Here is a 19,375-nt window from a genome sequence, read left to right as displayed (position 1 = left end):
ACGCGTTCGCCTTGCGGGCCAGTTGCACTGTTCATCGCTCTCCCCCAACCACGGCTGTGTTCTGGAAACCCCGGCGCAAGCGCCGGCATGGGCACGGTGTGGCGGCGCTGCGCCGCCGCCGTTCAATCCGGCTCGGACGCGCGATCGATCACCGCGTGCAGCAGCACGTTGGCGCCGGCCTCGATCCATTCCGGCCTGGCATCCTCGATCTCGTTGTGGCTGATGCCGCCGATGCACGGCACGAACACCATCGAGGCCGGCGCGACCTGCGACAGGTAGCAGGCGTCGTGGCCGCCGCCCGACACGATGTCGCGATGCGAATAGCCGAAGCGCTGCGCGGCGGCCCGCACCGACTGCACGCAGGTGGCGTCGAACGGCACCGGCGCGTAATAGAAGATCGGATCGACGCGGGCATCGAGCCCGGCGTCCTCGGCGAGCCGCGCGACGCCTTCCAGCAGCTCGGCGTGCATGCGCGCCAGCACGGCATCCTGCGGATGGCGGAAATCCACGGTGAAGAACACCTGGCCCGGGATCACGTTGCGCGAGTTCGGGCGCACCTGCATCATGCCGACCGTCGCGCAGGCGAGCGGCGCGTGGCGCAGGCCGATCTCGTTGACGAGCTGCACCACGCGCGACGCGCCGAGCAGCGCATCGCGCCGGCGCGGCATCGGCGTGGTGCCCGCATGCGAATCCTGGCCGGTCAGCAGCACCTCGTACCAGCGCTGCCCCTGCGCGTCGGTCACGACGCCGATCGCATGCCCTTCCGTTTCGAGAATCGGCCCCTGCTCGATATGCAGCTCGAACGCGGCGTGCACCGGGCGGCCGCCGCACGGCACGTCGCCCGCGTAGCCGATGCGGCGCAATTCCTCGCCGATCGTCTTGCCGTCCACGTCGCGCAGCCCCAGCCCGTGCTCCAGCGTGTAGCGGCCCGCGAACACGCCGGAGCCGATCATGCCGGGCGCGAAGCGCGAGCCTTCCTCGTTGGTCCAGATCACCAGTTCGACGGGGCGCTCGGTCTCGATGCCGAGATCGTTCAGCGCGCGCAGCACCTCCAGGCCGCCGAGCACGCCGTAGATGCCGTCGAACCGGCCGCCAGTCGGCTGCGAATCGGTATGCGAGCCGGTCATGACCGGCGACAGCGCATCGTTGCGGCCCTTGCGGCGCATGAACACGTTGCCCATCGTGTCGATCGACACCGTGCAGCCGGCCGCCTTGGCCCAGCCGATGATCAGGTCGCGCGCCTGCCGGTCGAGATCGGTCAGCGTGAGCCGGCATACCCCGCCCTTTGGCGTCGCACCGATCTTCGCCAGCTCCATCAGGCTGTCCCACAGACGCTTGCCGTTGACGCAGGTGGTCGAACTCAGCTCGATGTTGGTCAGTTCGGACATCTGAAATCTCCTCGATATGGACGGGCAGCAGGCCCGGTGCAGCGTCTGGATCCACGTGGAACCCGATGCGTCGCTCAGAACAGCATTTCCTTGCCGATATGCAGGTGCTCGAACGTGATGTCCGCCTCGCGGCAACGCGCGAAGAAATCGGCGATCTGGGTGGCCTGGATGCTGTCGGGCGCGTATTCGGCGCCCATCACGTAGCGCAGCCACGGCTCCTGCCCCATCGCGTAGATGAACGCGGTGCGGCTGCCGAGGTCGGACAGCAGCTTCCACGCCCGCGCCGAATTCGACGCGGAGAGCCGCCTCGACTCGTCGTCGCGGCGGGCGAGCGGCCGGGTCATCAGCGGCGCGTACAGCCAGCTCAGGGGCGCGCCGTTGCACTCCATGCCGACGAACACCGCGTCGGGCCGGCCGGCCGTGTCGCGCACCAGGCGGTACAGCGCCGGGTTGATCGCGTCCGAATCGACCAGGAAGAAGAAGCGCCGCTCGTTCACGCGCACCAGCAGCGTCTGCTTGCTGTAGATGTCGAGATCGGCGTGCTCGCCGGTAAACGGCAGGCTCAGGATCTCGCCGCCCGGCACCGGCACGGCATCGAACGCGCCCACCGTGCGCACGTCGGTGTAGCCCAGGCTGCGCAGCGCCAGCTCCATCGACGGATCGGCCAGGCTGCCGGTGCGATTGCGCGGCACGATCGCCTGGCCGACCTTGTGGCGCAGTTGCACCAGCGCCTCGGGCGAGAAATGGTCCTGGTGGCAGTGCGAGATCACGAGGTAATCGATGCGGTCCGGCAGATCGGCGTACGTGAAGCGGCCGTCTTCCGTCGAGGCATCCCAGGTGAACATCGGATCGATCAGGATCGTCACGTCGGCCGATTGAATCAGCACGCAGGCGTGGCCGAAGTGCCGCACCCGCACCGCCTCGCCGTGGTAATCGGGTTGCTTGCGCGCGGGCGGCGTGGTGGTGAACATGTCGAGGAAATCGGCGCGCTCCAGCGTGGCCGCATCGAACAGCGCGGCCAGTTCGCCGAACGGCGCGGCCTGGGTGCGCATCGACGCAAGCCGGTCGAGCAGCGGCGAGGCGAACGGCACGCGCGCGAACACGTTGCCCGGGCCGCTCACGCGCGGCGTGTTCATGAAGAACTTGCGGTCGGCGTCGGCCACCGTGGTCAGCAGCAGCTCCTGGCTCGCGCGGTTGGTGAGGCCGGTGCGCTCCACCAGTTCCTCGATGATGCGGATCGCGGGCTGGTTGTTCTGGTCGTACACCAGTTCGGTCAGGCCCGCGAGCGAGGCCGGCAGCTTCTCGTACAGGCCGTCCAGCGAATAGCCGCTCGCCTCTTCCTGCAACAGGCGGTCGAACGCCTTGAAATCGTTCGCGAAGCGGATCAGGTCCGCCGAGCGGGCCTTGGTCTCCTCCAGCACCCGCGCGATCTCGGGCGCGGCCGCTTCGGGCAGATCCATGAACGGGCCGCCGAACATGGCCGGATCGCTCGACGCGGCCACATGCATCTTCGGATTGCCGACGAACGACTGCATCGCCGGCAGGTAGCGGAACGCGAGGTTCATCGCGTACTGCACCGGCGGCACCAGGTGCGGCCAGGCCAGCCAGCGATCGAGCAGCAGCTCCATCTTGATGGACGGCTTCAGGAAAACGGGGGCGTCAGATTGGAATCGCATGGCGGGTTCTCATGAGGACTGTTCGAGGTTCCGGCCCGAGGGCGCTTGCGGATACGGTGCTTCGGTCGGCCCGGGCGCGGCCTGCCGCACATCGGGCGGCGCGACGTCCTGCGCGGCGGGGTCACCCCCCAGCGCCAGATACAAGGTCAGCGCGTTGGCGTATTGCGCATACACGGCTTCCTCCAGTTGCACGTCGGCCTGCTGGCGCGTCTGCTGCAGGGTCAGCCAGTCGGTCAGCGTGGTGTTGCCGGCCCGGTAGCGGATCTCGGCCAGCGCTTCGGCGCGCCGGGCGGCGGTGACCGCCTCCGACAGCGCCTTGACCTCGCGATCCGATTGCACGCACGCGGCCCACGCCGAACGCGTGTCGGCCAGCGCCTGATAGAAGGTCTGGCGAAACGTGACGACCGCCGTGTCGTAGGTGGCCTTCGACGATTTGATGGTCAGGCTGGCGGTGTTCCATTGCAGGAACGGCAGCGACAGCGTCGCGCCGAGCGTGCCGATCGGGTCCTTCAGGATGTTGGACAGCGTGGTTTCGGTGGCGCTGCCGCTGGTGACCGAGCCGAACAGCGAGAAGGTCGGATAGAACGACAGGCGCTGCACGTCCGCCTGCGCAAGCGATTCGCGCAGGCGCGCCTCGGCGGCCTGCAGGTCGGGCCGGCGCCCGAGCAGATCGGCCGGCACCACCGGCGGCACGGCCGGCATCGGGCGGATCGGCAGGCTGTCCGGCTCGGGTTCGCGGTGCTCGGGCGACTGGTCGAACAGGATCGCGAGCGTATTGCGCTGCGCTTCGAGCTGCGCGTTCACCTCGGTCTGCTGGCCTTCCAGCGTCTTCAGCGTGCTCAGGGCCTGCGATTCCTCGTAGTCGCTCGCCTCGCCGGCCACGTGCTGGATATGCACGAAGCGCAGCGTGCGCTGGGCTGTTTCGATCGCCTCGCGCACGGTCGCGCCGATGCTCTTGAGCTCGCCGATCTGCCAATAGGCGCTGGCCGTCTGGCTGACCAGCGTGAGCGCGGCGCTGCGGCGGTCGTACTCGGTGGCCACCGCCTCGAAGTTGCTGGCGTCGCGCTGCCGGGCCAGGTGCCCCCAGAAATCCAGCTCGTAGCTGACCGTGCTGCTGGTGGTGTACGAGCGCACGGAGCCGCCGCCGCGCGTCAGGTTGCGCGCCGAGCTGCCGCTGCCGCTCACCGCCAGGGTGGGCGTGAGGTTGGTATCCGTGAGGCCGGCCTGCAGCCGCGCGCTGTAGAGCTTGAGGGCCGCCGCGGCGAGCGTGTTGTTGGTGCGCAGCGCGCGCTCGATCAGGTCGTCGAGTTGCGGGTCGCCGAAGCGGCGCCACCATGGGTCCGCCTGCGCGAACGCCGTGCCGGTCAGCGGCAGCGTGTTGCTGTCCCATTGGGTGGGCACGTCGAGTTGGGTGCGTTGGTATTCGCTCTTGGTCAGCGCGCCGCAGCCGGCCAGCCCGCAGGCCGCCAGCATCGCGCCCGCCAGCAACGCGCGGCGCGATCGGGAACAGAAACGGGATCGGAAACGGAAGGACGCGAGCGGATTCATGGCGTGCCTCATTCGCGCGCCAGCGCATCGATGGGATCGAGCCGCGACGCGTTGCGCGCGGGCCAGAAACCGAACGCCACGCCGATCAGCGTCGAGCACGCGCAGGCCACCGCCATCGACAGCACCGAGAAGCGCAGCACGATCACCTTCACGAACAGCGAGAACACGCCGCTCACGGCGAACGCGAGCAGCACGCCCAGCACGCCGCCGGCCACGCAGATCAGCACCGCTTCGATCAGGAACTGCTGCATGATGTCCGACTGCCGCGCGCCCACCGCCATGCGGATGCCGATTTCGTGCATGCGCTCGGTGACCGACACCAGCATGATGTTCATCACGCCGATGCCGCCCACCAGCAGCGAGATCACGGCCACGCACATGATCAGCAGCGTCAGCGTGTGGGTGGTGTCCTCGACCGTCTGCATGATGCTGTCGCTCGAACTCGTGAAGAAGTCCTGCGTCAAGTGGCGGCCGGCGATCAGCGTCTTGATGTTCTGTTCCGCGATGCGGTTCGGCACGCCGTCGCGAATCCGCGCCGTGATGCCGTTGAACCACGACTGGCCGGTCAGGCGATCGACGGCCGTGGTGTCCGGAATGAACACCTGCAGGTCCGGGCTCGAACCGAACAGGCCGTCGTTGCGCGCGGTCACGCCGATCACGGTGCACGGCAGCGAGCCGACCAGGATGATCTGGCCGATCGGCTGCTCCCAACCGCGAAACAGCCGCTGGCGCGTGTTGTCGTCGATCACCACGACCTGCGCGCGGCGCAGCGCCTGCGCCGCGTCGAACGGCTGGCCGGCCGCGAAGCGGGTGCCGTGCACCCGGAAATACTCGGCGCCCACGCCGCGCACCGAGGTGTGCGCCTTGACGTTGCCGCGTTGCAGCGTCTGGCTCGACAGCACCAGCGGCGTCACGCTGTCCACGTAGAACTGCGCGCGCAGCACGGCCACGTCGCCCGGCCCCAACGTGTGGATCGCGCCGGCGTTTTCGTCGCCCCAGTCGCGCCCCGGGTTCACGTCCACCGTGTTGGTGCCGATCGCCTCGATCGAGGCGATCACGCTGCGCTGCGCGCCCTCGCCGAGCGCGACCACGGTCACCACCGCGGCGATGCCGATCACGATGCCGAGCATCGTCAACAGCGTGCGCAAGCGATGCGTGACCATCGCGATCCACGCGATCTTGAACGCGGCGCCGAGGCTGGCGGCGCTGGTGGCATCCGCGCGGCGGCCACGCGTGCTGCCCGTGCCGCCAACGCCGCCCGCGAGCGCATCGGCCGCGCCGGCCGGCGGCACGGCCACCACCGCGTCGTTCGGGCGATCCGCGACGATCCGGCCGTCGTTGATCTCGATGATGCGGCGCGCATGCGCGGCGATCTGGTGATCGTGCGTGACGAGGATCACGGTGTGGCCGAGCGCGTTCAGCTCCAGCAGGATGCGCATCACCTCGCGGCCGCTGTGCGAATCGAGCGCGCCGGTCGGCTCGTCGGCGAGGATCACCTCGCCGCCGTTGACCAGCGCACGCGCGATGCTCACGCGCTGCTGCTCGCCGCCCGACAAGGTGGTCGGGCGGTGGCTCGCGCGCGCGCCGATGCCGAGCCGCGCGAGCAGCGCCTGCGCGCGCTCGCGGCGCGCCGGCTTCGCGGTGCCGGCGTACACCGCCGGGATCTGCACGTTGTCTTCCGCGCTCAGGTGCGGCAGCAGGTGATAGCGCTGGAACACGAAGCCGAAATGTTCGCGGCGCAGGCGCGCGAGCTGGTCGCCGTCGAGCGCGCGCACGTCCTCGCCGGCGATCCGGTAGCGGCCCGCGCTCGGGCGATCGAGACAACCGAGGATGTTCATCAGCGTCGACTTGCCCGAGCCCGACTGCCCGGTGATCGCCACCAGTTCGCCGCGCCGGATCTGCAAGTCGATCTGCTTGAGGATCGCGACCTCGGTGTCGCCCACCGCGAAGCGGCGCTCGACCTTCTCCAGATCGAGCAGCGGCGGCGTGTCGTGGTCGCCGATCACGCGCCGTTCCCCTGCGCCGCCGCCTTCAAGGCCTGATCGAGCGAGGTGCCGACGATCACATGCTCGCCCGCGGCCAGCCCGGACAGCACCTGCACGTCCGTGTCGTTCATCAGGCCGACGCGGATCTCGCGCGCCTGCGCCGCCTCGCCCGCGAGCACGCGCACCTCGTAGCGCTGCGCGCCGAGCCGCTTGCCGAGCGCGGCGCGCGGCAGGATCAGCGCATTGGCGGCGTGGCCGAGCACGAACGACACCTGCGCCGTCATCGACGCGCGCAGCGTGCGCTGCGGGTTCGCGACATCGAACAGCCCGTTGTAGTAGATCGCGGCGGGCGCTTGCGACTGCGTGCTCTGATAGGGCTGCATGGCCTGCGCGACGATCGATTCGGGCGCCGGCTCGACGGCGCGCAGGCGGCTGTCGTATTGGCGGTCGGGATCGCCGAGGATCGTGAAGTGCACCGGCATGCCCGGCTTCACGCGCACCACGTCGGCTTCCGAGATCTTCGCGCGCACCGTCACGGTGTCCAGGTTGGCGAGAATCATCAGCACCGGCACGATCTGCGCGGCCACCACCGTCTGCCCCGGCTGCGCGACCATCGCGATGATCTCGCCGTCCATCGGCGCGGTGATGTGCGTGTAGGAAAGCTGGGTGCGCGCGTTGTCGACCGCCACCGACGACACCAGAATCTGCGCGTTCAGCGACGCGAGATCGGCCCGCGTGGTGTCCACGTTGCCCTGCGCCACTTCGTAGTTCGCGCGCGAGCTGGCGTCGTGCTGGAGCATGAAGGCCTGGCGGTCGAGTTCGTGCAGGTATTGCGTGAGCAACGCCCGCTTCGAATCGCGCTGCGCGCGGGCGCTGTCGAGCGAGGCCTGCGCGCTGCGCAGCGCGTTCTGTTCCAGTTGCGGATCGATGGTCGCGAGCAGTTGGCCGCGCCTGACGCGATCGCCTAGCTTGACCGGAATCGACTGGATCTGGCCGTTGACCTGCGCGCCGATCGAGACCTGTTGCGAGGGGTGGATCGTCCCGGTGGCGAGCACGTTCTCGTCCAGATCGCCACGCGTGACGGTCGCCGTCAGGTATTGCGGCGGCTCGGGCCGAATGGCGAACAGCCAGACGATCACCGCGAGCCCCACGATCACCATGACGGCGCACGCTGCCAATAACGGCCTGCGTCGAGCGAACTGAACCGGGTTGGACATGAAACCCCTGATGAAAGGCCAGGCACGGCACGTGCGACGGCCACGGCGGCGCCGCACCGGGATCGATGCGGGACACGCCGGAATCGCTGACTTCGGGCCGACCAGGCATGAGCGCGGCCCCCACCCCGATCACGACGATCGGGGCGGCAAGCGGGTCACCACATGGCAGGGTGCGTGATGCGTGATGCAGGGCGCGGCCTGGGCCGCGAGGCTCACGCGTCCATTTGTCGACGCAGGCTGAGGGGACGCATGTCGGTCCAGACCTCGTTGATGTAATCGAGGCACGCTTGCTTCGGGCCGACCTTGCCGACCGCTTTCCAACCGGCCGGCACGTCCTTGTACTCAGGCCAGATCGAGTACTGTTCCTCGTGATTGACGACCACGGTGTAAATTTCTTCGGACATCTCGCTCATAGCTGATCACCCTGCGAAAGAACATGGAACATGGAGCGGATAGAAATTCCGCGGATACGTGAGGCTTCGCGTATTAGTTCGTATAACGAAGAATTAAGCCTGGCGGCTGTCTCCGGCATTTTGATTTTTACCATTCGACGGCTTGGCGCCGTGGTGCGCCAGCGTTCGGACGCCGCGCATTCTCGCAAACCGCTCACCGGTTCGTTGGCCCCGAAAACCCTACGTTATCCTTACGGAGCGGGGATTCGAATCCTCAGGTGAGCAACTTCTCTCAAGGTGAGCAGAAGTCTAAGTTTCAAATTTTGCAATGTCAACAACATCCCAATTGATGCGAAGCAACACTAAATTGCCTAAATGTTTTTCTCGTGGCATTGCAACGAAAATTTTCTAATAAGCTTCGGCAATCAATGGTTTGGCCTTATCCGACAAGGGATGGAAGGCATGCAATCGGGATAACCCTGTATCGGAGTTTCAAAAAAACATGCAATAACCGAGATCAAAATGGGAACGCAATGAATATCGCCGGATTGGCGTTCAATTCTCATTTTTTCCTCAAGTTATACGACTGATTTTTTAATCCATGCCGCTTTTTGACGAAATCCTGTCGCATGAAGCACGACGGGTGGACTTCCCGCGAGTTAGCGGTTGCGGGTTGGCACGCGCATGGGAGATGGGAGACTTACCGGTCGGTGCGCGACGCAGTCGCAGCACGAGTGGGGAGATGCGTTGAAGCGTGTCGGGTATACGTGGGTGCGGCTGCGCTGACCGCGCGATGATGGCTTCGGATTGTCGCTGGTTGCTTCGTTATCCGCCCTATTCCTTTGCACTCCAGATCAATTGGGGCGTGCCCGGCGCGCTCCCGGTCACACCCGCCGATTCACACCCCGTCGCCCACCGTCACTCGCCTTCCTTGCGCGGGCTGGGCGGCGCCGCATGCGCGCCACCGCGTACGGGCGGCGAGGACAAGGCTGCAGCGGGCGTCGAGGACGCGGCCGCCGGCGCGGCGGGCGACTTGCGAGACGGGATCGGCGCGTGGGCGCCCGGCCGGCTCGCCGATGGCGGCGCATCAAACGGCGAACCGCCCGCATTGCGTATCGCGTCGCGCTCCTGGATGTGCTTATCGCTCGGCTGCGCCGGGCGATCGAGCAACCGGAAGGTGCGTTGCTGCTCGAACTCCTCGGAGTGCTGCACACCGCCCGTGCCGGCCACGCGGCTCGTGGCCGACGCCAGCGAACTTTCCACGGTTCGAATTGCCTTGGCGTGACCGAACGCATTGTTCCAATATTTATTTTGCGTGAGGTCGGCACTCCCATGTTTGACCGCGTCGGCTTTTCGTTTGGCCAGTTCACCCGTCAACGTGGCAACCCGCTGCCGTTGATCGAATTGTTCGTCATCCGAACCATAGAGCGCATCGTCCGCGGCCCTGCGATCGATTCCCATGTGACCCACGGCGGCGCGTGAGGCGCCACTACTCGAGGCCGACGCGGGCGGCTTGGCGGGCGCGGGGGCCGCCGAATGCGGCAACTGCGCCGACAGCACATCGGAACCCACCGCCACTTTTCGTGCCGCGCTCGAGGTTCCGTAGGGGATTTGTGCCGATAGCGCCGGCTTCGCACTCGGCGTGGCCTCACCGCTCGCTGATGCCGATGCGCCAAGCGATGACGAGGCCAACGCGCCCCCTGCCGGCGACTTGCCCCAGACGATGAGCGTTGCCGGCGTGCCACGCGGTGCAGTCCGCGGTGGCGGCGCCGACGCCGGTGTCGAAGCTGAAGCCGGCGCGGGGTTGAAGCGCGGCGTCCCGCCGCCGGACTCCGGCATCTTGGTATTTTTGCGTTCGGTTTTCCCCACATCGGTCTTGCGATTCGATTGCATGACGATCCCCTGGTATCGGCGACCGGCAATGTACCTCGACGTATCGAACCCCGCACGATGTTTTTCAGTCCTGAGTTGATGGGCCGCCTAGTCCGCCGATACCCACCTGGGCGAGCTTCCACCCACCGGCCGGAACGCCATGCGGGCCGGCTCGCGGCACGCACCGGCAAGCCGAATCGGGCCGCGAGCATTGGGTGCGCATGCACCCAACACCGATCCGCGCCTGGTGTCATTTCCCATTTCAAATCATCGCGTTGCCGGCCGCGCACATGCCTGGCACGCCGATTGCAAGATTGTTGCCGCGAAGCGTTCACCCTCGGCCGGTTTTTCCGCGCCGTCGTGAAGACCTTATCGATAGCAGTACAGCGTCCGCCATTCCGAGGCCCCGGCCGTGTTGCCGTAGCTGGCAACGTCGGCGCGCCGAGCTTGCTCATCGACGAACGAACCGGCTGCTTCAACAAAGTCAATAACGCGAGGTGAGATCATGAGTGAAAGCATTCAGAAAAAGCTGTTGCGAGTCCGCCCTCCACGGGTCCGAATCACGTACGACGTGGAAACGGGCGGCGCGATCGAGAAGAAGGAACTGCCGTTCATCGTCGGCGTGCTCGCCGACCTGAAGGGCGACCGCGCCACCGACGACGCGACGCCGCCCATCAAGCAGCGTTCGATGGTCGAGATCGACCGCGACAACTTCAACAACGTGATGGAGCAGATCCTGCCGCGCGTCACGTTGACGGCGGCGAAGAACGCCGACGCCGAACTGAAGGGGCTGCTCGGCGACGATTTCGAACTGACGTTCAAGACCATCGACGCGTTCGAGCCGATGCCGATCGTCAAGGCGCTGCCGTCGTTGAGCAAGCTCTACGATTCGCGCACGCAGATCCGCGATCTGCAGGCCCGCGCGGAAACCAACGATGCGCTCGGCGCGGCGCTCGACACCCTGATCGGCAAGCTGTCGCAGGGCACGGCGCCCGCGCCTGCCGCGGACCCTGCCAAGGATCCGGCTCCGGCCCCGGCTGTCGACCCGGCCACGCCCGTCGATCCGGCCAATCCCGCCAATCCCGCCGCGCCGGTCGAGCCCACCCCGCCCGTGGTGCCGCCCAAGCCGGCCGCGCCCGCACCGGCCCTCTCGGCCGACGCCGTGGCCGCCGCGCAAGCCACCATCGCCGCCGTGCCGGGCGTGCAGGCCGATCAGATCAAGCCGCTGGTGCAGGCCTTCGCCGACCAGCTGAACCTGTATTTCGTCGCGACCGACAAGGCCGCCACGCAAGCCATCAACACCGCCAGCGCACGCGGCGCGATCGCCGTGATCGACGAACTGGTGGCGCTGATCGACGAGAAACTGAGCATCGCGCTGTCGGGCGTCATGCACAGCGACAGCTTCAAGAAGATGGAAGCGACCTGGCGCGGCCTGAACTACCTGGTCATGAACACCGAGACCAGCACCATGCTGAAGCTGCGCGTGTTCAACGCCACCAAGGACGAACTGCGCCAGGACATGATGAAGGCGGTGGAGTTCGACCAGAGCGCGCTGTTCAAGATGATCTACGAGGCCGAGTACGGCACCTTCGGCGGCAATCCGTACAGCCTGCTGGTGGGCGACTACGCGATCGACCACACCTCGAACGACATCGATTTCATCTCGAAGATGTCGGAAGTGGCGGCGGCGGCCCATGCGCCGTTCATCGCGCAGGCCTCGCCCGCGCTGTTCGGCCTGGACGGCTTCGACAAGCTCGACAAGCCGCGCGACCTAGCGAAGATCTTCGAAGGCCAGGATTCGCTGCAATGGCAGGCGTTCCGCGAAACGGAAGACGCGCGCTACGTGACGCTGGCCCTGCCGCGCGCGCTGCTGCGCCTGCCGTACGGCTCGCCGGACAAGCGCAACACGGTGCCGTGCGACGGCATCAATTTCGACGAGCGCATTGGTTCGGGTGCCGAAACGGCCTTGATTTCCGACGCGGGCGATGTCCTGAGCTACCCCGATCCGGCGCCGGACCACTTCCTGTGGGGCAACCCGGCCTACCTGCTGGCCCAGCGCATCACCAACGCGTTCTCGCTGTACAGCTGGACGGCGGCGATTCGCGGCGTGGAAGGCGGCGGCCTGGTGGACAACCTGCCGAGCTACACCTACACGTCGGCGCACGGCAGCGTGGAATTGCTGTGTCCCACCGAAATCTCGATCACCGACCGTCGCGAGAAGGAACTGAACGACCTCGGCTTCATCTCGCTCTGCCACTGCAAGGGCACCGGCAAGGCGGCGTTCTTCGGCGGCCAGACCACCAATCAGCCGAAGAAGTACTTCTCCGATTCGGCCAACGCCAACGCGCGCATCTCGGCGATGTTGCCGTACATGCTCGCCGCCTCGCGTTTCGCGCATTACATCAAGGTGATCATGCGCGAGAAGATCGGCAGCTTCATGACGCGCGGCAACGTGGAAGATTTCCTCAACGCGTGGATCTCGAACTACGTGCTGCTCGACGACAACGCGCCGCAGGACGCCAAGGCCGGCTATCCGCTGCGCGAGGCGCGCGTGGTGGTGACCGAAGTGCCGGGCGAGCCCGGCGCGTACCGCGCCACGGTGTTCCTCAAGCCGCACTTCCAGCTCGAGGAACTGACCACCTCGATCCGCCTCGTGGCCAACCTGCCGAAGTAATACGCGACCTCTTCCATTCCAGGAACCATCATGGATCTGATTCTTTTCCAGCCGGGCGATCAAAGCATCATGAACGACGACGGCAGCCAGGTCGACAACTCGGCCTGGGCCGCGGACGGCCCCTCCGGCCTCTGCATCGAAATCGTCTCGCTGCACCAGGGCATGAAGCAGCAGATCACCACCGACGTCAGCAACAACGCGCGCACCTCGGGCCGGCCGATCATCACCGAGTTCACGCTCGTGAAGTACGTGGACCAGACCTCGGTCAAGCTCTACGAGTACTGCCTGGGCGCCACCACGCTCGGCAAGGGCGCGGACAAGCCGAGCACGATCTACATCGCGCGCGAATCGGGCGGCAAGACCACCAACATCATGAAGATCGAGCTGAAGGACGCCATCATCAGCGAGATCCAGCTGCAGACGCATCCGGACGACATGCCGACCGAGCAGTTCAAGCTCAACTTCACGGAAGTCATCTGGACCTACACGCAGCAGATGAACGACATGTCCACCAAGGGCGTGAAGACGGCGGGCTGGAGTATCGCGAAGAACATGCCGATCGCCGGCAAGTTCTCGTCGAACCTCTGATCCGCCGCAGCCGGAGCACGCCATGCCGTTCCTGCTCGAACGCCTCGCGCAAGCGCCCGCCTTCGACGGCTCCCGGCCGTTCGACTTGCGCGAGGCGGTCGCCGCGCAGATCCAGCGCATCGTCAGCGCGCGCAGCACCGGCGCGGGCGTGGATCTGCTCGGCTTCGGCATGCCGAGCGCGGTCGAGCTGGAGATGTACAGCAAGCCGCAGCTCGAACGCTATGCGCAGCGGCTGGCGCTGCTGATCGCCCGCCACGAGCCGCGGCTGCTCGCGCCGCGCGTGAAGATCGAGTCGGTCGGGCAGCCGCTCGGCCCGTACCGGCTCGCGATCTATGGTTCGCTCGATGACGGCAACGGCACCGACGTGTTCCATTTCGAGTTGCCCTCCCACTGAGCCCCGAGGTCACGATGCGCCCCGCCACCTCCAACCTCGCCGACTGCTTCCGCGAGGAACTCGCCTCGCTGCGCACCGAATCGGTGCTGTTCGGCGAGAAGCATCACGAGCTGGCGCGCACGCTCGGGCTCAACGCGCGCGAGGCGACCGATCCGCAGGTGGAACTGCTGCTGCAATCGTTCGCGTTTCTCGCGGCGCGGCTGCGCCACCAGATCGCGCAGGACAAGGCGCGCCTGCCCGATACGCTGCTGTCGTTCCTGTATCCGCACCTGGAAGCGCCGATCCCGTCGATGCTGATCGCGCAGATCGAACCGAAGCCGGACGGCGCGGATTTCTCGCGCGAACAGGTGCTGCCGCGCGGCCGCATGATGAGCGCCTCGCCCACCAATCATCTCGGGCAAAGCACCGAGTGCCGGTTCCGCACCTGCTACGACACGCCGCTGCTGCCGCTGCGCATCGACACGGTGTCGTTCGAATCGGGCCACGGCTACGAATCGATGGGCGGCGTGACGGCCTCGCAATCGGTGCTGCGCATCCGCCTGCGCGCCGACGGCGTGGGCACGCTGCATACCAAGGGCGCCGGCCCGCGCCGGCTGCGCTTCTATATCGACAACGCCCAGGCCGACGCGATCGAACTGTATGAAAGCCTGGCGCTGCATCTGAGCGGCATCGCGGTGCTGCCGTCGATGGCGGGCCGGCCCCGCCAGTTGCCGCCCGACAGCCTGCGCTGGCTCGGCATGGAGCCGGACGAAGCCGCGCTGACCGCGAACCACCACACGCACCCCGGTTATCGGCTGCTCCAGGAGTATTTCGCGTTTCCCGAGAAATTCCTGTTCTTCGAAATCGGCCGTCTCGACGAGATCGATTTCAGCGCCGTGGAAGATTACTTCGACCTGATCCTGGTGCTCGACATGCCGTTTCAGCCGGACTGGAATATCGGCCCGGCGTCGCTGCGCCTGAATTGCGTGCCGCTGGTGAACCTGTTCTCGCAACGCATCGAGCCGATCGCGCTGACCCATACCGAATACGAATATCACGTCACCGGCGACCTGAAGAACCACCGCTACTGCGAGATCCATTCGATCGAAATGCTCGAATCGATCTCGAGCGAGGGCAAGCCGCGCTCGATCGCGCCATATTTCGCGATGGACGATTTCCGGCGGCTGGAGGATCAGGATTATTTCTACCTGCCGCGCCGGCTGCCCGCCACCGCGCAATACGTGGCCGGCAGCGAGATGTACGTGTCGTTCCTCGACGAGCATTTCGACCTCGGCCAACTGACCGACGAGGTGGTGGGCGGCCGCGCGCTGTGCACCAACCGCCGGCTGCCGGAGCGGCTGATGTCGGGCAGCCCGCTGCATCTCGAAGACGCGGGGCCGGCCAACCGCATCCTCGCCCTGACCAAGCCCACGCCGCACCACACGCCGCCGCAGATCGGCAACCGCCCGTGGTCGCTGATCTCGCAACTGTCGCTGAACCACCTGTCGCTCGACGGCGGCCCGGTGGCGCTGGCCGCGCTCAAGGACATCCTGCGCCTGCACGTCGGCACCCAGCGCGAGAGCGGCTGGGCGCAGATCGACGCGATCCAGGCGCTGCGCAGCCGCAGCATCATGCGCCATGTGGGGCGTGACGGCTGGCGCGGCTTCGTGCGCGGCGTCGAATTGACCGTGACGATGGACCCGAGCGATATCGGCGCGGCCAGCACGGTGCTGTTCTGTTCGGTGCTGCGCCATTTCCTGCGCGGCTATGCCAGCGTCAATCATCTGGTGGAAGTCGCGCTCGAAACGCGCAATCTCAAGGGGAGCCACAAGCCATGGCAGCCATCGGCCGGCACCGCTATCGCACTGTAAGGGACTACCTGTTCCAGCAGTACGGCGACTTCGACGTGTTCCAGTTGATGCGCCTGCTGCTCTCGGATACCGACCCGGCGCTGCCGATCGGGCAGCGGCTGCGTTTTCGCGCGGATCTCTCGGCGGCGTTCCCGGCGCGCGAGTTCACGCGCATCTCGCTGCTGCCCGGCGAAGCCGACGACGGCGCTGCCGATGCCGAGGAACCGGCCGCGCGCCGGATTCGCGGCGTGGACATCCGCACCGCGAATTTCTGCATCGCCAGCGTGACCGGCCCGCTGCCGGAATCGTTCACCGAATGGGTGCGGGAGCTGGCCTCCGAGCGCGCCACGGCGATGGCGGACTTCCTCGACATGTTCAACCAGCGCGCCAACGTGCTGCGCTATCAGGTCAAGCAGGCGCTCACGCCGGGGCTGAACGACCGCCCGCCCGGCGAAACCGAGATCGCCGGCTGCCTGGCCGCGCTGTCGGGCCTCGCCGACCCCCGGCTGGCCGCGCGCGTGCCGCTGCCGCAGCGCGCCTGGCTAGGCATCGCCGGGCTGCTGGCGAACCGCCGCCGCCCCGCCTCGACGCTGGTGGACGTGCTCGGCGCCGCGCTCGACGCGCAGGTCAGCGTGACCGAGAACGTCGGCGCCTGGCACGAGCTCGACGTGCGCGACCGTTGCGTGCTCGGCGTGCGCAACCATCAGCTCGGCCGCACGCTGGTGGTGGGCCGCCGCGTGTGGGACCAGCAGGCGCGGCTGCGCATCGAGATCGGCGTGGTGGATTACGACGCGCTGCAACGCCTGCTGCCGCCGCCCGACGGCTCGGACCCGACCGAACCGGCCGATCCGCCCGACAGCCTCGGCCGCTCGGCGGCGTCGGCCGCCGCGATGCACGCGGCCGGCCGGCCCGCGAGTGAAGCCGGCGCGGCGGGCGCCTCGTCGAACTACGCGATGCTGTGCGGCCTCGTGAAACTGCTGGTGGATCGCCTGGCCGACTGCGAGATCGTGCTGCACGTGCGCGAGGCCAGCGTGCCGGGCGTGCCGCTGCCGCAACCGGCGCGCGGCACCGACACCACCTCGATGCGGCTCGGCCAGAGCGCCTGGCTGGCCGGCAAGCCCGCGCATCCGCACGCGAGCCGCCCGGTGCGCTTTCTGATTCGCACCAATCACGCCGTGGAGGCCGCATGAACGAGATTCTCGGCGTCGACGCCACACGCGCGTTCTCCGTGCAGCGGCTCGGTGCGCCCGAGCCGCGCGTGTTCCTGCACTGCGCCGTGTTCGTCAATCGCAACACCGTGCTCGGCGCGGAAACCTTCCGGCTGGAGAGCTTCCAGGGCCAGGAGCAGGTGTCGGAGCCGTTCGAATTCCAGCTCGAACTGAGCGGCAATTCCAGCGGCGCGGCCTCGGGCCGGCTGCGCTTCGACGAGCTGGTGGGCCGCGCGATCACGGTCGGCATCGCCAGGCCGGTGGGCGACGCCGCGTCGAGCGAGGGCGCGTTCCAGGCCGCGCTCGATGGCGACAGCGTCGCCGCCGAACAGTTTTCGCTGTTCAACGGCATCGTGACGAGCTTCGCGGCCGGCCATCGCGGCAACTACAGCATCGGCATGAAGCCGGCGCTGCACCGGCTCGGCCTGACCAACCACTATCGCGTGTTCAATCGCCGCACCGTGCGCGAGATGATCGAGCTGCTGCTGGACGCGCACCACATCGCCTACGCGCCGATCGCGGCCACGCTCGACAACCTGGCGACGATCCGCCGCCAGGACTGGATGCAGGCCGGCGAGACCGATCTCGAATTCCTCAAGCGCCTGATGGGCAAGGCCTTGATGCACTACTACTTCGTGCACGGCGCCACCGGCCACCGCGTGGTGTTCTCGAACCTGCCGCAATACCCGGAGGTCGCGCCCGGCCAGCCGCCGCTGCGCTACACGTACACCGAGACGAGCGCGCTCGGCATGGAGCAGGACGATCTGGTCACCGAATTCAGCATGAAGCAGACGCTGGCCAGCACCGGCGTGCATGGCGTGCTGACCCAGCAGGACGGCGCGTGGCTGACCAACCGCGTGGTGCAGTTCAATTCGTTCAGTGCCGACGAACATCACGATGCCGATCCGCTGCCGTTCAACCTCTACAAGAGCTATCAGTACGGCGGCGGCAAGGAGGAGGCGCGCATCCTCTCGCGCAGCACGCAAAGCTCGCTGGAAAGCAGCCGCCGCGAGTTGAGCGGCGCGAGCCGTTGCTCGGCATTCCGGGTGGGCCATCGCTTCCGCCTGCGCGCGGCCGGCGACGGGGAAGCACCCGAGGCGACCTTCCTCGACGGCGCGTTCGTGCTGACCTCGGTGTCGCATCAGGCCAGCATGGACGGCGGCTACCAGAACCATTTCCAGGCCGGCGACGCGGCGTTCCTGATCACGCCCTACTCGATCCAGTCCACCCAGCAGGGCGCGGTGCTGGCGGAGGTGGTGTCGGGCACCAGCGCGCCGGCCCAGCCGCCGATCGATTTCGGCGCGGCGTCGTCGTTCGCCACCGCGCAGGCCAGCTTCGTCGACACCCTGAACCCCGGCTCGTTTCCGCAGATCGGCGTGCATGTGCGTTTCTCGACCGCCGCCAAGGACGACCCGCCGGTGTGGGTCAAATTGTCCGCGTCGATGCAAACTGCGCCCACCATCGGCGCAATCGTGGTGGTGTCGCGCGCGCAGGACGAATCGGAGCTGCCCGAGATCCAGAACGTGATCCAGTCGAACGGCAGCACGCTGGTGGTGCCGTCGGGCTGGCTGTCGAACACCCATGTGGGCAGCCAGTATTCGACCAACTACGGCGACAACCAGACCATCAACTACGGCCGGCTGTCCGCGCCGGACCTGGGCCAGGCCACGCGGATCGTCTCCAGCGCCTATGCGAGCGGCCATTTCGGCAACGCCAGCTTCTCGCAGGGCGCGGGCTACAGCTTCAGTTGCGCCGACCCGTCGGCGCCCGGCGCGCGTTCGAACCCGGCCGAGCTGTATGGCGGCGCCGAGCCCGAGGGCGACATCCTGAGCGCCACCGAGGCGATCGGCTCGACCTACAACCGCGCGAGCGGCACGCGCAGCTACAGCCACTCTGCGTTCGGCACCTCGATCAGCGACAGCACGGTCGGCGACGAGCAATCGACGCGCGCCGTCGGCGACAGCAGCGCGGTATCGATCGTCGGCAGCTCGGTCAGCCTTTCGACCACCGGCGTCAGCATGAACACCAACATCACCGGCTCGGTGATCGACAGCACCATGGTGGGCAGCACGGTGCGCACCACGATCAGCGGCGACACCCTTGAAACCAGCCTGTCGGGCGACACGGTGCGCAACTCGGTGTCCGGCGACCTGATCGAGGACAGCGTGAGCGGCAACGTGATGCGCAACACCACCTCGGGCAACGTGATGGAGGTGTCGCTGACCGGCAACGTCACCCGCAACACCACCACCGGCAACGTCGTCGAAACTTCGTTTACCGGCAACACCACGCGCACCGAAACCACCGGCCTCACCGTGGTCGATCACGTGAACTGCGGCGAAACCGTCACCAAGATCAACGGCGTGGTGCAGCAAAGCGAGACCAGCGGCGCGTCCACCACCACCGCCACCCACGGCGACACCACCCGCATCGAGACCAGCGGCGCGACCTCGAACATCGTCACGATGGCGGCGATCACCGTGGTGGAGACGGCCGGCCCCGGCGCGCGCGTGTCGAACAATGATGAAACGCCCCACGTCGACAACATCGTGACGCGGATCCACATGATCGAAGCCACGCTGATCTTCATGTGAGCGCCGCCCG

General features: G+C 67.2%; 13 protein-coding genes. 6 read left to right on the top strand and 7 right to left on the bottom strand.

The features are described 5' to 3' along the window. Positions 1-122: 122 nt before the first annotated feature. The 7 genes from AB4850_RS22600 to AB4850_RS22570 form a co-directional block, all read right to left on the bottom strand. Positions 123-1,388 carry a Zn-dependent hydrolase gene (locus AB4850_RS22600; protein ID WP_414445209.1) on the bottom strand — a complete coding sequence of 422 codons (1,266 nt, stop codon included), beginning with the start codon at positions 1,386-1,388 and terminating at the stop codon, positions 123-125. A 74-nt stretch (positions 1,389-1,462) separates the two neighbouring features. Then, positions 1,463-3,064: an MBL fold metallo-hydrolase gene (locus tag AB4850_RS22595; protein WP_414445208.1), complete on the bottom strand. Its 1,602-nt coding sequence runs from the start codon at positions 3,062-3,064 to the stop codon at positions 1,463-1,465. 9 nt (positions 3,065-3,073) lie between these two features. Next, positions 3,074-4,612 (bottom strand): efflux transporter outer membrane subunit, encoded by a 1,539-nt coding sequence (locus AB4850_RS22590; RefSeq protein ID WP_414445207.1) that lies wholly within the window; start codon positions 4,610-4,612, stop codon positions 3,074-3,076. A gap of 8 nt (positions 4,613-4,620) precedes the next feature. Then, positions 4,621-6,618, bottom strand: a complete 1,998-nt coding sequence (locus tag AB4850_RS22585) for a MacB family efflux pump subunit (RefSeq protein ID WP_414445206.1) — start codon at positions 6,616-6,618, stop codon at positions 4,621-4,623. Then, positions 6,615-7,757: an efflux RND transporter periplasmic adaptor subunit gene (locus AB4850_RS22580; RefSeq protein WP_414445205.1), complete on the bottom strand. Its 1,143-nt coding sequence runs from the start codon at positions 7,755-7,757 to the stop codon at positions 6,615-6,617. The genes AB4850_RS22585 and AB4850_RS22580 overlap by 4 nt, the downstream gene beginning before the upstream one ends. A gap of 269 nt (positions 7,758-8,026) precedes the next feature. Beyond that, a complete protein-coding gene (locus AB4850_RS22575; protein ID WP_414445204.1) occupies positions 8,027-8,218 on the bottom strand; it encodes an MbtH family protein in 192 nt (63 codons plus the stop codon). Positions 8,219-9,124: 906 nt separating this feature from the next. Next, positions 9,125-10,099, bottom strand: coding sequence for a hypothetical protein (locus AB4850_RS22570; RefSeq protein WP_414445203.1), 975 nt, complete (start codon positions 10,097-10,099; stop codon positions 9,125-9,127). 484 nt (positions 10,100-10,583) lie between these two features. On the opposite strand from AB4850_RS22570, the gene tssC reads away from it, so the two are divergent. The 6 genes from tssC to AB4850_RS22540 are packed head-to-tail and all read left to right on the top strand — an operon-like array spanning position 10,584 to position 19,365. Beyond that, entirely contained in the window at positions 10,584-12,752 is a 2,169-nt protein-coding gene (gene tssC / locus AB4850_RS22565; RefSeq protein ID WP_414445202.1) for a type VI secretion system contractile sheath large subunit, read from the top strand. A gap of 30 nt (positions 12,753-12,782) precedes the next feature. Further along, positions 12,783-13,340 carry an Hcp family type VI secretion system effector gene (locus AB4850_RS22560; protein ID WP_414445201.1) on the top strand — a complete coding sequence of 186 codons (558 nt, stop codon included), beginning with the start codon at positions 12,783-12,785 and terminating at the stop codon, positions 13,338-13,340. A 22-nt stretch (positions 13,341-13,362) separates the two neighbouring features. Then, positions 13,363-13,734, top strand: a complete 372-nt coding sequence (locus tag AB4850_RS22555; protein WP_414445200.1) for a GPW/gp25 family protein — start codon at positions 13,363-13,365, stop codon at positions 13,732-13,734. Between the two features lie 14 nt (positions 13,735-13,748). Beyond that, positions 13,749-15,584: a type VI secretion system baseplate subunit TssF gene (tssF, locus tag AB4850_RS22550; RefSeq protein WP_414445199.1), complete on the top strand. Its 1,836-nt coding sequence runs from the start codon at positions 13,749-13,751 to the stop codon at positions 15,582-15,584. Next, complete coding sequence (gene tssG / locus AB4850_RS22545; RefSeq protein ID WP_414445198.1) at positions 15,548-16,753, top strand: type VI secretion system baseplate subunit TssG; 1,206 nt, start codon at positions 15,548-15,550, stop codon at positions 16,751-16,753. The genes tssF and tssG overlap by 37 nt, the downstream gene beginning before the upstream one ends. After that, complete coding sequence (locus tag AB4850_RS22540; RefSeq protein ID WP_414445197.1) at positions 16,750-19,365, top strand: contractile injection system protein, VgrG/Pvc8 family; 2,616 nt, start codon at positions 16,750-16,752, stop codon at positions 19,363-19,365. The genes tssG and AB4850_RS22540 overlap by 4 nt, the downstream gene beginning before the upstream one ends. Positions 19,366-19,375: the final 10 nt, after the last annotated feature.

The organism is Burkholderia sp. 22PA0106 (assembly GCF_047497155.1).
Taxonomy (GTDB): domain Bacteria; phylum Pseudomonadota; class Gammaproteobacteria; order Burkholderiales; family Burkholderiaceae; genus Burkholderia.
The sequence above is the reverse complement of the archived record's forward strand: the minus strand, read 5'-3'. Positions and strand labels throughout refer to the sequence as shown.

Coding starts and splice junctions, on each gene's coding strand:
- AB4850_RS22600 (WP_414445209.1), bottom strand. CDS start 1,388: ATGTCCGAACTGACCAACATCGAGCTGAGTTCGACCACCTGCGTCAAC.
- AB4850_RS22595 (WP_414445208.1), bottom strand. CDS start 3,064: ATGCGATTCCAATCTGACGCCCCCGTTTTCCTGAAGCCGTCCATCAAG.
- AB4850_RS22590 (WP_414445207.1), bottom strand. CDS start 4,612: ATGAATCCGCTCGCGTCCTTCCGTTTCCGATCCCGTTTCTGTTCCCGA.
- AB4850_RS22580 (WP_414445205.1), bottom strand. CDS start 7,757: ATGGTGATCGTGGGGCTCGCGGTGATCGTCTGGCTGTTCGCCATTCGG.
- AB4850_RS22575 (WP_414445204.1), bottom strand. CDS start 8,218: ATGTCCGAAGAAATTTACACCGTGGTCGTCAATCACGAGGAACAGTAC.
- AB4850_RS22570 (WP_414445203.1), bottom strand. CDS start 10,099: ATGCAATCGAATCGCAAGACCGATGTGGGGAAAACCGAACGCAAAAAT.
- tssC (WP_414445202.1), top strand. CDS start 10,584: ATGAGTGAAAGCATTCAGAAAAAGCTGTTGCGAGTCCGCCCTCCACGG.
- AB4850_RS22560 (WP_414445201.1), top strand. CDS start 12,783: ATGGATCTGATTCTTTTCCAGCCGGGCGATCAAAGCATCATGAACGAC.
- AB4850_RS22555 (WP_414445200.1), top strand. CDS start 13,363: ATGCCGTTCCTGCTCGAACGCCTCGCGCAAGCGCCCGCCTTCGACGGC.
- tssF (WP_414445199.1), top strand. CDS start 13,749: ATGCGCCCCGCCACCTCCAACCTCGCCGACTGCTTCCGCGAGGAACTC.
- tssG (WP_414445198.1), top strand. CDS start 15,548: ATGGCAGCCATCGGCCGGCACCGCTATCGCACTGTAAGGGACTACCTG.
- AB4850_RS22540 (WP_414445197.1), top strand. CDS start 16,750: ATGAACGAGATTCTCGGCGTCGACGCCACACGCGCGTTCTCCGTGCAG.